Source organism: Nakamurella aerolata, from assembly GCF_013002705.1.
Classification (GTDB): domain Bacteria; phylum Actinomycetota; class Actinomycetes; order Mycobacteriales; family Nakamurellaceae; genus Nakamurella; species Nakamurella aerolata.
Map to the genome: position 1 here is coordinate 106,301 of NZ_JABEND010000010.1, position 12,549 is coordinate 118,849.

Genomic DNA, 12,549 nt, shown 5'->3' on the forward strand with positions numbered 1-12,549 from the left:
GAAGTGCCCAGAGCTAGCCAGAAGTACCCAGAGCTACAAGGAGCAGATGTGACCCACCGTTCTGCCGGCCACCCGCTGGCCGCCGTGGAGCAAGCCGCACCGGAGATCTTGCCCGCCGTGATGCGCGGCACCCCGGGGCTCAACCTGTCCGACTCGGTGTCCGAACGGCTGCTGCGGGAACGCATCATTCTGCTTGGCTCAGAGGTGCGCGACACCAACGCGAACGAGATCGTCAGTCAGCTGCTGCTGCTCGCCGCCGAGGATCCGGAGAAGGACATCACCTTCTACATCAACTCGCCCGGCGGCAGTGTCACGGCCGGCATGGCCATCTACGACACCATGCAGCTGATCGAGCCGGACGTCGCCACCACCGCGATGGGCCTGGCCGCGTCGATGGGGCAGTTCCTGTTGACCGCCGGCGCCCCCGGAAAGCGCTCGGCGCTGCCGCACGCGCGGATCCTGATGCATCAGCCGTCCGCCGGTGTCGGCGGAACCGCAGCCGACATCGCGATCCAGGCCGACATGCTGACCAACTCCAAGAAGGAGATGGCCGAGCTGATCTCGCAGCACACCGGGCAGCCGGTGGATCGGATCATCGCCGACTCCGACCGGGACCGCTGGTTCACCGCTGAGGAAGCGAAGGACTACGGCTTCATCGACCGGGTGGTCAGCCGTGCCTCGCAGGCGCCCAGCGAAACCGCCGAGACGGCGACCGAGAAGAAGTAATACGAGGAAACCTTATGTCTAACAACGGATATCCCACCGGCGCCGCGCACGGTCACGCCTTCGACCGCTCGCTGGCCGCGCCGCAGGCCCGCTACATCCTGCCGTCGTTCGTCGAGCGCACCAACTACGGGGTCAAGGAGTCGAACCCGTACAACAAGCTGTTCGAGGAGCGCATCATCTTCCTCGGCGTGCAGATCGACGACGCGTCCGCCAACGACGTGATGGCCCAGCTGCTCACGCTGGAGTCCACCGACCCGGACCGCGAGATCATCATGTACATCAACTCGCCGGGTGGTTCGTTCACCTCGATGACGGCGATCTACGACACCATGCAGTACGTGCGCCCGCACGTCCGCACGGTGTGCCTGGGCCAGGCCGCGTCGGCCGCCGCGGTGTTGCTGGCCGCCGGCTCGCCGGGCAAGCGGATGGCGCTGCCGAACTCGCGGATCCTGATCCACCAGCCGGCCACCGAGGGTGTCTACGGGCAGGTGTCCGACCTGGAGATCCAGGCCCAGGAGATCCAGCGGGTCCGCACCACCCTCGAGGAGATGCTGTCGCGGCACTCCAACCGGACCGCCGAGCAGGTGCGCACCGACATCGACCGCGACAAGATCCTCACCGCGCAGGAGGCCAAGGAGTACGGCCTCATCGACGACGTGCTGCCGTACCGCAAGATCGAGAACTGACCTCGAGCCGGCAAGAACAAGCCGGTCGAGCACAAGCCGGCCAAGCACGAGTCGGCAAGCGCAAGTCGTCAAGCACGAGCCGTCAAGCACGAGCCGTCAAGCGCAAGCCAGCAAGCACAAGCCGTCGATCACAACCCTTTCGGTACGTCACAACCGCTGCAGCAGGCTGGAACGGTTGTGACGTACTGGAACGGTTGTGCTCGTGGGTTGCGCGGTCGCCCAGCGAGCTCTGCTGCATCGGCGAGCACGCCGGTAGCCACGCCGGTCGCCGGTAGCCATGCCGGTCCGGTATCGACGCTGGCCGGGTAACCAGGCCACGCCGGCCGGGTAACCACGCCGGTCGCCGCCAGCAGTGCCGGCGCACGGTTGGTCGCGCTGCGCCGTGCCGGACGAAGTCCGCTGCCGGATGTCGGCGTTGACGGATACCCTGGAAGAACCTGGACGATCGGGCCGGCGCTGGCCGGCTCGTGACCGGAGAACGTGGCCGTGTCGTGATGGATATTCACGGCGCGGGCCGGGCGGTATCGGCTACCGTCGAACGATCCCTAGCGGATACCCGGGGCGCCGGATCCGTCCAGCCCGCCGAATCAGCCGAGCACCCAGCACGGGTAGATCGAGAGGACCCATGGCACGCATTGGTGACGGGGCAGACCTGTTGAAATGCTCCTTCTGCGGAAAGAGCCAGAAACAGGTGCGCAAGCTCATCGCCGGCCCCGGCGTGTACATCTGCGATGAGTGCATCGACCTGTGCAACGAGATCATCGAGGAGGAGCTGGCCGAGACCAGCGACGTCAAACTCGACGAGCTGCCCAAGCCGACGGCCATCCGCGACTATCTCGACAGCTACGTGATCGGGCAGGACTCGGCGAAGAAGGCCCTGTCGGTCGCGGTGTACAACCACTACAAGCGCATCCAGGCCGGCCCCGACCGCGGGCCCGAGCCGGTGGAGCTGGCCAAGTCCAACATCCTGATGCTGGGACCGACCGGCTGCGGCAAGACGCACCTGGCGCAGACCCTCGCCAAGATGCTGAACGTGCCGTTCGCCATCGCCGACGCCACCGCGCTCACCGAGGCCGGCTATGTCGGCGAAGACGTCGAGAACATCCTGCTGAAGCTGATCCAGGCAGCCGATTACGACGTCAAGCGCGCCGAGACCGGCATCGTCTACATCGACGAGGTCGACAAGATCGCCCGCAAGTCGGAGAACCCGTCGATCACCCGCGACGTGTCCGGTGAGGGTGTGCAGCAGGCGCTGCTGAAGATCCTGGAGGGCACCCAGGCGTCGGTGCCGCCGCAGGGTGGACGCAAGCACCCGCACCAGGAGTTCATCCAGATCGACACCACCAACGTGCTGTTCATCGTTGCCGGTGCGTTCGCCGGGCTGGAGAAGATCATCGGTGAGCGGGTCGGCAAGCGCGGCCTCGGCTTCGGCTCGGAGGTGCGCAGCAAGTACGACATCGACGCCAGCGACATCTTCTCCGACGTGATGCCGGAAGACCTCATCAAGTTCGGGCTGATCCCCGAGTTCATCGGCCGGTTGCCGGTGGTCGCGTCGGTGACGCACCTCGACAAGGACACCCTCGTCTCGATTCTCACCGAGCCGCGGGACGCGCTCAGCAAGCAGTACCAGCGGATGTTCGAGATGGACGGCGTCAATCTCGAGTTCGAGCGGGAGGCGCTCGAGGCCATCGCCGACGAAGCCATCCTGCGTGGCACCGGTGCGCGCGGTCTCCGCGCGATCATGGAAGAAGTGTTACTGCAGGCCATGTATGAGGTGCCCGGCCGCGACGATGTTGAACGCGTCGTCGTCACCGCGCAGACCGTCAGGGAGAACGTGCTGCCCACCATCGTGCCGCGTCCGGCCAAGCGCACCCCGCGCGAGAAGTCGGCCTGATCGTTTCGCACCCGCGTCCGTCCTAGATCGGCCCACCGGCCCAACCAACACAGCACAACAAGAACAGCACAACACCGCAGCCCCGCGCTGGACCCTCTCTCGAGGAACCAGCGCGGGGCTGTTGGTTGTCGCCGAGCCCGCATCGCACCGGCCCGGCGTCAACGGGCCTTGACTGGGTGCAGGCGGCCGCTGTTCGTTGCGCAGCGGCTCGATGCAGGCCTGCAGGGATCAGCGGCAGGCCGTTCCGAGATTGCCGCTCAGCTCCTGCAGGACGGACGTCACGGCACTGGTTTCCGTCGGCGCCTGGACCAAGGATTTTCCGATCAGCGCCTCGGTCTGCTTCTTGAGCTTCTCGACGTTCGGCTTGAGCTCGGCGGGCAGTCCGTCCATGCGCTCCTGGGTGAAGATCTTGTCCACATCTGCCTGGCTGACCTGGCCGCTGGTCATCTTTTCCAGCATCAGATCGCTCAAACCGTTGGCGATCTCGAGCAGTCCTGCGCACTTCCCGCCAGGGACGGCCTGCCCGCCCTGGGCCGGTGTCGGCAGCGCTGGGGCCGGGCCGAGACCGCCGCCGGCCTCGGTGGTTTCGGCGGCTGTCGTCTCATCCGAGCCATCGCCACCAGGCGCCGGCTCCAGCGTCACCGGTCCGAGACCGGAGTCGCCGGGATCGATGGTCTTCATGGTGGGAATGTCAGGTGCCGGGATGACGCCGCCGGTGTCCCCGTCATCGGTGCCGCCGTCGGTATCGCCACCGGTATCGCCACCATCGGAGTCTCCGCCGCCGGGTGCCGGCATGGTCGGCACCGTCAGCCCGCCGCCGGCGGTCTGCTCGTCGCCCGGCTCGGGGACGGTGAGCCCACCTCCGCCGGTGTCGCCGCCCTTGGTGCCCTCACCGCCGGTCTTGTCGCCGTTGGTCTTGTCGCCGCCGGTGCCGACGGTGTTCGGGGCCTTTTGACCGCCACCGTCGGTGCCGACAGCGGCCGGGGCCACCTCGGCCGAGCCGGTCACGGTGCTGGCACAGCCGGTGAGCGCCGCCACACTGACGGCTCCGGCGATGACGAGTCCCGGCAGCCAACGCCGGCGTGTGGTCTGCTGCTGCACGATTTCCCCCTGCGGTGTGGTTCCCGAGATCACGGGCTGTTGCTGTCCAGTCGGCACGATAGATCCTGACGAGAGTGCGGGTCGTCCGGACGGTCGGCGGTGCGCGAAACGCGTCCGGCTCCGGACATGCCCAGCGTCGAACATGCTCACCTTCGAACATGCACAGCTTGGGACATGCTCTGTCGGACGTGCAAGTCGCCGCGAACGTTCCCCGAGCATGCGAAGAAATCGAAATCTGGGGGACACCACCGGCGGCGGGTCGCCCGGCGCGCGATCGGCCGGTCAGCTCTGCGGGTGCGCGCGGACCATCCGGATCTCCATGATGCCCATGGAATCGGGCCGCTCAGCGCCGTCCGGGATGAAGCCGTGATTGACGTAGAAGGCGGCGGCGCGCGGGTTGTCGCGGTAGGTCCACAGCGAGACCGGTCGCCCGTCGATGGTGGCTTCCAGCAGATCGTCGGCGATGCCGCTGCCCTGGTGCTGCTGCCGGACGAAGGTGGCGTACACCTCTTCAGGGGTCGGCGCGTCCTCGTCGCGGCTCGGCCCGGAGATCGCCACCCCGATCACCTCGCCGTCCAACTCGGCCAGCACGTGCACGGCGGAACCGTCGGCGATCTCGGCGGTGCGTCGCGCGGTCAGATCGTCGAGGTCCAGCTCGGCGAGCCGTTCCTCGCCCCACAGCTCGGTATAGGCCTCACGCCAGCACTCCAGCTGACAAGCCGCGAAGGCGGCGGCGTCGTCCACCGTGGCTACCCGAACCGTGGGAGTGGAAGCCATGAGCCCTCCTGTTGACTGTCTGATCGTGTGCGTGGCGGGGGTGATCGACGTCGGGCCAGAGTGGGACCAACCGGCCGGTGCCCCGACACTCCGGCTTCGGTGACATTCCAAGGCTAGACGACGCATTCCGGGCACCGATCCACGCGGTCGGGACGGCGTGCGTGCGGCACCGGGCTAGCGTTCGGTGGCACGATGAACAGTTGTGTCCACCGTGTCCAGCCACCGCACCGATTCAGCGGACCGCACGTCCGCTCACCGCGGTTCCACCTACCGCGACGCCGGCATCGTGTTGCGGGTGACCAAGCTCGGTGAAGCGGACCGGATCGTCACCGTGCTGACCCGCCGGACCGGCCGGATCCGCGCGGTGGCCAAGGGAGTGCGGCGCACCAAGTCCCGGTTCGGTGGCCGGCTCGAGCCGTTCAGCCACGTCGATCTGCAGCTGTACAACGGCCGGAACCTCGACATCGTCACCCAGGCAGAGTCGCTGGATGCGTTCGGGCCGGTGCTGGCCGCCGACTACGGCAAGTACACCGCGGCCACCACCATCGCCGAGACCGCCGAGCGGCTCGCCGCCGAGGAGCGGGAGCCAAGCCTGCGGCTGTACCTGCTGCTGGTGTCCGCGCTGCGGGCGCTGGCCGAGTCGGAGCGCTCACCCGGATTGGTGCTCGATGCGTTCCTGCTGCGGGCCATGGCGTTGGCCGGTTGGGCGCCGGCACTCACCGAATGTGCGCGGTGCAATGCGCCGGGGCCGCATGCGGCCTTTCACGTCGCCGCCGGCGGTTCGCTGTGCCCGCACTGCCGCTCGGCCGGGACCGCCCGCCCGGCCCCGCAGACCGTGACGCTGATGGCCGCGCTGGCGGACGGTGACTGGCCGGTTGCCGACGCCAGCGAGGGGGTGCACCGACGAGAGGCCTCCGGTCTGGTGGCGGCACTGCTGCAGTACCACCTGGAGCGGGCGCTGAAGTCGCTGCCGCTGGTGGACGTCGATCGGACCGCGAAGTGACGGCGCCGGACCACCGGCAGCGCACCACCCCGATCAGGCCACCCGATCCGCATCCGTCCGGCGCGCGGCCGCCGCAGCTGCCACCGGACCGGGTGCCGCAGCACGTCGCACTGGTGATGGACGGCAACGGCCGGTGGGCGGGGGCTCGTGGGCTGCCACGCACGGCCGGGCACCAGGCCGGCGAGGCGCAGCTGTTCGACGTGGTGGCCGGCGCCATCGAAATCGGCGTGAAACACCTTTCGGCGTACGTGTTCTCGACCGAGAACTGGCGACGCTCGGCGGCGGAGGTTCGATTCCTGATGGGCTTCAACCGCGACACCATCCGCCGTCGCAAGCACCAGATGAACGACTGGGGGGTACGGGTGCGCTGGGCCGGTCGCAAACCCCGGCTGTGGCGCAGCGTGCTGCACGAACTGGAGGCGGCCGAGGAGCTGACCGCCGGCAACGACGTGCTCACCCTGACCATGTGCGTCAACTACGGCGGCCGCGGCGAGATTGTCGACGCCACCAGGGCGATCGCCGAGCAGGTCGCCGAGGGCCGGCTGAAGCCGGAGAAGATCACCGAGCGGACGCTGGCCGAGCACCTGTACCACCCGGACATGCCGGACGTCGACCTGTTCATCCGCTCGTCCGGGGAGCAGCGCACCAGCAACTTCCTGCCATGGCAATCTGCTTATGCCGAAATGATTTTCATGGACACGCTGTTCCCGGACTTCGACCGCAGGCACCTGTGGCAGGCCTGCGAGAGCTATGCGTTGCGGGAACGCCGGTTCGGCGCAGTACCCACCGACCCAGCCGCCCCGGGGCCTGCCGGTACGGCTTCGACGGGTACCTGACGCTGATCCAATGCTGAACTGACCGCTGTCCGGGAGGGAGCGCCACCGTGGGTCGTCACCGCCGGCCGCGCAGCCGGAGTCGGAACGGGCACCGATGGTTGCGGCGCGCCGGCGTGGTCGGCGGGGTGGTGCTGATCGCAGTGGCCGCCGATGCGGTGGCGATGGGCGCGCGGTTGCAGCACTTCGCCCTGACGGCCGCGGTCGATGCCACCGGACAGCCTGCGGGCCGGAGCTGGCTGATCGTCGGGTCCGATTCCCGTGCCGATCTGGCCGCGGGCACCGACGCCGGCGGCTACGGCAGCACCGACCAGGTGCAGGGCCGCCGGGCGGACATGGTGCTGCTGGTCCGGCAGGACGGCACCGGAACCAGGGCGGTGTCGATTCCACGGGACATGATGGTGCGGCTGCGGCCCGATCTGGCGGTGCGCGTTGCGCTGGCCCTCCAGGACGGTCCACAGGGTCTGGCCGACGGCATCTGCAACACCCTCGGCGTTGCGGTGACCGACATGGCCATCGTCAATTTCCGCACCTTTGCCGCAGCGGTCGACGCCGTCGGCGGGGTGCCGGTGACGCTGCCGACGCCGATCCGGGACCGGGCGACGGGCCTGGAGATCGGCGACGCCGGACCCCGCACTCTCGACGGGGTTCAGGCGCTGGCGCTGGTTCGCTCGCGGCAGGCCGAGCTGCTCGTCAAGGGACGGTGGGTGGCCGAGTCCGATGCGGTGGGGGCGCAGCAGCGGGCCGACTGGGGCGGCGCCGTGCTGTCCGCGTTCGCCGGCCGGGCAAAGTCGGCCGTCGGCAATCCCGTTGTGGCACAACGCCTTGCCTGGACCCTGAGCGGTGGGCTGCAGGTGTCGTCCGGGCTCGGTCTCGCCGACCTGATCCAACTGCGCGGCGTCGATCCCCGGGTGCCGGTGCTGCCGACCGACCCCGATCCCAATCCCCGGCTCGGTCTGCTGCATGCCGGCGCCGGAGCCAAGAACGTCTTGCGGGAGTTGGGATACCAGGGGGAGTGCACCACCGCCGCCATGCGCGGCTACGTCGAGGACGCGGGCGGCCGGGTGCGCAGGGTCGACGGCTGATCGGCGCCGGAACCCCGGGGGAACGCCAGCAGGGCCCGGCGGATCGGCCGGGCCCTGCTGGCGGTGGTGGTGGTCGAAAGGTGAAGCGGTGTGCTGACTTCGGCGAGCGTCAGTGCTGGTGATCGGCATCCCGGCGGCGAGTCAGCAGCAACAGCGCGCCGCCGAGCACCAGCAGGGCAGCGCCGGCACCGGCGAGCGGACCGACGCTGCCGGCGCCGGTGTTCGCCAGCGGGTGTTCGCCGGCAACGTTCCGGACGCTGGTGCTCGGCGGCCAGACGATCACGGCAGAGGTGACGGTGCTGGTCGCGGTGCCGGCCACCTCCCGCGTCGATGGCGATGTGGACGTCGACGTGGAGGCGGTGGCTGTTGCGCTGGGTCCGGACCCGGTCGGGGTCGGTGTGGTGCCCGGGGTTGTGGTGGGCGGCACGGGGGTGGTCACGCGGAACGGCGCGGCCACCACCACCTCGCCGTCGAGGAACAGTGCGATGACGTGTTGTCCGGTCGCGGCGTCTGCGGGGATGGTGATGCTGGTGTGTACTTCGCCGTTGGCGTCGGAGGTCACTTGGCCGACATGTGTTGGCTTGGAGTGGAATTCGACGTCGTAGGTGGTGTTGGGCTGCAGTCCGGTTGCGTCGATTTTGACGTTGATGCCGGCGGCGCCCTCGGTGGGGGTGACCACCAGCTTGGGCGCGCCGCTCTCGCCCCCTCGATAGCTCTTGCTGATCACCCGGCCGTCGGCGTCCGAGCTGTACACGGTGACGCTGCCACCGGCGGGTGCCGTGACGACGGCGGGCACCTCGACGGTGACCACGCCGCCTTCGGGTATGTCGGACTCGATCCACACCGTGAACGTGCTGAGCTCCGGCACGAAACGGGTCTCGTAGACAAGGTCGATGAAGGCGCCGTCGGGTCCGCGCAGCTGCACCTTCGGCGGGATGTTCGGGTCGAACCGCAGCTCGTCCTCTGGCCAGTAGACGTCGATGAACTGCGGAGCCTCCAGTGCCGCAACGGCTCTGATCGTGTTGACGACCGTCACCGGGTCGCCGGTCAGCAGCACCCCGCCGTTGTTGTCGACCAGCTCGATGGATTCGGTGGCGGCGGGGGTCACCGTCAGGGTGGCGGTCTGGGTGGATTGCGTGTCGTAGGTCTGGCAGTTCACGCTGACGGTGAATGTTCCGGGCCAGAGGTAGTCGGCCCACAGCTCGGTGCGGTAGCCGCCGGTGGCGTTGAGCGGCAACAGGTCTGACTGCCAGAGCACCTCATCGGTCTCGTCCAACACACTGACCTGGGCGGCGTTCTTGGAGGCGTCGCCGGCGGCCGGAACCGGGCAGCTGCCGCTGACCGCCACGCTTTCGACAGTGCCCTCGATGAATCGAGCCGGCGACAGGGTGGGAGCGGTGGCGGTCGGTGCGGCGGCCGGCATCGGGGTTGGCGCCGCGGTGGCGCTGCCGGCTCCGAGGCCGGCTCCGACGGTGATCAGGGCGGCGACGCCGCAGGCGAGAATGGAACGCAGCTTCATGGAGGGCCCCCGGCTGAGAGTGGTACAAGGCCGGCGACGCCGACCAGCGAAACCTGGCACATTAAATATTGATACAAGAAGCGGCGCCGGGCAGCCGTTACCGAACCGAATCCATAGCCGGATCGATGCAGTCGGATCGAGGTGGTCGAACAACAGGGCCCGGCGGATTCGCCGGGCCCTGTCGGTCGTGCGGGTCAGAGCAAACTGCGGGCAGCGTAGGTACTTTGCTGCTTGCTCCTTAGGACGTCGATATTAATGCTTGCGGTCGGCTTCCCGGCGACGGGAGAGCAGCAGGAGCGCGCCGCCCAGCACCAGCAGGCCGGTGCCGGCACCGGCCAGCGGGCCGACGTTGTTGGCGCCGGTGTTGGCCAGCGGAAGATTGGAAGAGGTCGTGGTCCACGACGAGCTGGTCCAGCTGGTGGACCAGGTGACGGTGACGTCCGAGCTGGTGCTGGTCGGGGCGGTCGTCGGGGCGGTGGGCGCCGTGGTGGTCGGCACGCCGGTAACAGTCACCTCGAACGGCGCGGACACCACTACCTCGCCGTTGAGGAACAGTGCGATGACGTGTTGTCCGGTTGCGGCGTCTGCGGGGATGGTGATGCTGGTGTGTACTTCGCCGTTGGCGTCGGAGGTCACTTGGCCGACATGTGTTGGCTTGGAGTGGAATTCGACGTCGTAGGTGGTGTTGGGCTGCAGTCCGGTTGCGTCGATTTTGACGTTGATGCCGGCGGCGCCCTCGGTGGGGGTGACCACCAGCGTGGGCGCGCCGCTCTCGCCGACAACGTAGCTCTTGCTGATCTCGCTGCCGCCCAGGTTGCTGGAGACGGTGATGGTGGCACCAGCCGGAGCGGCGACGGTCGCAGGAACCTCGACGGTGAGCGTGGCGCCGACCGGAATGGCGGAATTGACGGTGACGAGGAAGGAGTTGTCGGCCGGGTCGAAGTCGGCGCTGTAATCCAGGTCGACGAACTGCCCGTTCACGTCGCGCAGCTGCACCTTCGGCGGAACGGACTCGTCAAACGTGAGTTCCTCTGGCGGCCATGCCACATAGAACTGGTAGGGGTTCTCCGGCGAGGCAAGGAACTTCTGGGTCGCCACGATGGAAACCGGGTCGCCGGTCAGCAGCTTGCCGCCGTTGTTGTCCACCAGATCGATCGACGCCTCGATGAGCGGGTCGACGGTGAACTCGGCCGCGGCTGACTCCGAGGTCGCCTCGTAGTCGGAGCAGGTGACGGTTACCTGGTAGGTGTCTGCCGGCAGCGCGCCCAGATCTTCCGTGAAGGTGTAGTTGCCGGCCGCGTCCAACGGCACCGGGTCGCCGTAACCGGCCCCGCTGATGTTCAGCAATGCGGTGTTTTTGCTGGTATCTGGCGCGGAGGTGACCGGGCAGGTGCCGCTGATCGTCACCGGGTCGGTGGAACCTTCGACCAGCTTGTTGGGCGACACCGTCGGCGCTGGAGGCGCCGCGCTCGCCGGTGCGGCCACCAGACCCACCGAGACCAGGGCAGCGACAGCGCTACCGACCAAAAGTGAACGAAGTTTCACAGAACTGCCCCCAAGCTGGACTTTTGGCGGGCCCGTCCCGCCGACCACGCGAAAAGTATCACAGCGAAATCTCATGCGATACCCATGCAGATACCCCAATTGTCGCAGTGTCGAGAGTTCACTCAATCAGGTGGCGAGACTGCGCTGAGCAGCGCAAACGCCTGTTGATGCAGGGTTGCCGGTGGATTGCCCGTTGGCGGGCCGCGGCGGGTGCCGGGCGGCCTGCGGCGGGTGCCTGCGGAGCTGGGTCACCGCAACGACGCCAGCGGGACTGGGCCAGCGGGAACCGGGTCAGATCAGTGCAGCTGGGTCAGCTGCGGCAGCCGTTGCACCGCGGCGGCCAGGGCAGCGGGATCGGCATCGCAGTAACCGGCCCAGCCGGCCAGGAACGCGTCGTCGACGCCGTCAGGGCCGGTGATCCTGGCGTCCAGAACTGTCGGCAGGCCGTACCGCTGCAGCAGCTCGCGGAAGGCCAGCAGCTGCTGGTCCGGCGCGTCGTTCAGGATCAGCTGCACCAGCAGCCCGGTGCCGACCACCTCGCCGTGCAGCAGCTGAGGTTCGGCAACGCGGTTGCGGTGCATGTAGTACATGGCATGAGCGACGCCGGTGCGAGTGGGCGGTTGGGTGCCGGTCACCAACGCCGCGCCGACCGTGTTGGCGAGTATCAGCACGTCGTCGGCCGCCAGCCCGCCGGGAGCCGCGCCGCGCAGCCGCTCGGCTATCTGGTGATGGATCTGCTCTGCGACGCCGGCCGCAAGCTGAGCCGGCCACGGCAGCGCATCCGTTGCGCCCCAACGCTCCTGCAGCTGCCATTGCAACTCGAGGTACTTGGCCATGGCGTCGAACGCGCCGGCCACCAGCAGCCGTTCCGGAGCGGCGGACACGATCCGACGCGGAATCAACAGCTCTCGGACGGTGGCCACCTGGCGCGCCGTGGCATAACCGCCGCTGGGCGTGTAGAGCACCGAAAGTGTTGCGGCACAAGCACAGGTGGCCGCACTGGTCGGTACCGTCACCACCGGGACCGTGGCAAGATCGCCGGTGGCCTTGGCGACGTCGAGCACCTTGCCGCCGCCGACGATCACGTCGACAGCTGCGGTGCCGGGTTCGCCGGTCCATCCCAGTTGTGCCGCGGTGTCGGCCACCAGCTCCGCCGTCACCGCGCCGGGCACCGGCACCGTGATCGCGCCGGGTGGCGGCCAGGCAACCCCGGCTGTGCGCAATTCGCCGGCCAGCAACCGGTGACCGACGCCGCCGACCACCAGCCCCACCCGCGGCCCGTAGCCGGACAAGGTCAGCGGGAGCGCTCGGTCCAGACCGTCATCGATGACGATGCGGCCGGGACCGAGCGCGAAACCGCCGCTCGGCAGCAGATCCACA

General features: G+C 68.5%; 11 protein-coding genes. 6 read left to right on the plus strand and 5 right to left on the minus strand.

Annotation, left to right across the window (positions count from 1 at the left end; genetic code table 11):
- Positions 1–108 precede the first annotated feature (108 nt).
- The 3 genes from HKD39_RS15805 to clpX all read left to right on the plus strand — a co-directional run bounded on the left by HKD39_RS15805 (position 109) and on the right by clpX (position 3,306).
- The gene (locus HKD39_RS15805; RefSeq protein ID WP_281361961.1) at positions 109–726 is read left to right on the plus strand and encodes a ClpP family protease; all 618 of its coding nucleotides are present in this window, start codon (positions 109–111) and stop codon (positions 724–726) included.
- A 14-nt stretch (positions 727–740) separates the two neighbouring features.
- Complete coding sequence (locus tag HKD39_RS15810) at positions 741–1,412, plus strand: ATP-dependent Clp protease proteolytic subunit (protein WP_171200835.1); 672 nt, start codon at positions 741–743, stop codon at positions 1,410–1,412.
- A gap of 625 nt (positions 1,413–2,037) precedes the next feature.
- The gene (clpX, locus tag HKD39_RS15815) at positions 2,038–3,306 is read left to right on the plus strand and encodes an ATP-dependent Clp protease ATP-binding subunit ClpX (RefSeq protein WP_171200836.1); all 1,269 of its coding nucleotides are present in this window, start codon (positions 2,038–2,040) and stop codon (positions 3,304–3,306) included.
- A gap of 228 nt (positions 3,307–3,534) precedes the next feature.
- On the opposite strand, the gene HKD39_RS15820 is transcribed toward clpX, so the two are convergent.
- Together HKD39_RS15820 and HKD39_RS15825 are read right to left on the minus strand one after the other, a co-directional pair.
- Positions 3,535–4,464 carry a hypothetical protein gene (locus HKD39_RS15820; RefSeq protein WP_171200837.1) on the minus strand — a complete coding sequence of 310 codons (930 nt, stop codon included), beginning with the start codon at positions 4,462–4,464 and terminating at the stop codon, positions 3,535–3,537.
- Between the two features lie 225 nt (positions 4,465–4,689).
- Complete coding sequence (locus tag HKD39_RS15825) at positions 4,690–5,184, minus strand: GNAT family N-acetyltransferase (protein ID WP_171200838.1); 495 nt, start codon at positions 5,182–5,184, stop codon at positions 4,690–4,692.
- Positions 5,185–5,395: 211 nt separating this feature from the next.
- On the opposite strand from HKD39_RS15825, the gene recO reads away from it, so the two are divergent.
- From recO to HKD39_RS15840, 3 genes are all read left to right on the plus strand, one after another.
- On the plus strand, positions 5,396–6,187 hold the full coding sequence (gene recO, locus HKD39_RS15830; protein ID WP_171200883.1) for a DNA repair protein RecO: 792 nt from the start codon (positions 5,396–5,398) through the stop codon (positions 6,185–6,187).
- Positions 6,184–7,023 (plus strand): isoprenyl transferase, encoded by an 840-nt coding sequence (locus tag HKD39_RS15835; RefSeq protein WP_343074743.1) that lies wholly within the window; start codon positions 6,184–6,186, stop codon positions 7,021–7,023. The genes recO and HKD39_RS15835 overlap by 4 nt, the downstream gene beginning before the upstream one ends.
- Positions 7,024–7,121: 98 nt before the next feature.
- Positions 7,122–8,105: an LCP family protein gene (locus HKD39_RS15840; protein WP_171200839.1), complete on the plus strand. Its 984-nt coding sequence runs from the start codon at positions 7,122–7,124 to the stop codon at positions 8,103–8,105.
- Positions 8,106–8,214: 109 nt separating this feature from the next.
- Here the strand turns inward: HKD39_RS15840 and HKD39_RS15845 are convergent, their stop codons facing one another.
- From HKD39_RS15845 to HKD39_RS15855, 3 genes are all read right to left on the minus strand, one after another.
- A complete protein-coding gene (locus HKD39_RS15845; protein WP_171200840.1) occupies positions 8,215–9,624 on the minus strand; it encodes a hypothetical protein in 1,410 nt (469 codons plus the stop codon).
- Positions 9,625–9,876: 252 nt separating this feature from the next.
- The gene (locus tag HKD39_RS15850) at positions 9,877–11,109 is read right to left on the minus strand and encodes an LPXTG cell wall anchor domain-containing protein (protein WP_171200841.1); all 1,233 of its coding nucleotides are present in this window, start codon (positions 11,107–11,109) and stop codon (positions 9,877–9,879) included.
- Positions 11,110–11,465: 356 nt separating this feature from the next.
- On the minus strand, positions 11,466–12,548 hold the full coding sequence (locus HKD39_RS15855) for an iron-containing alcohol dehydrogenase (protein ID WP_171200842.1): 1,083 nt from the start codon (positions 12,546–12,548) through the stop codon (positions 11,466–11,468).
- Position 12,549 lies beyond the last annotated feature (1 nt).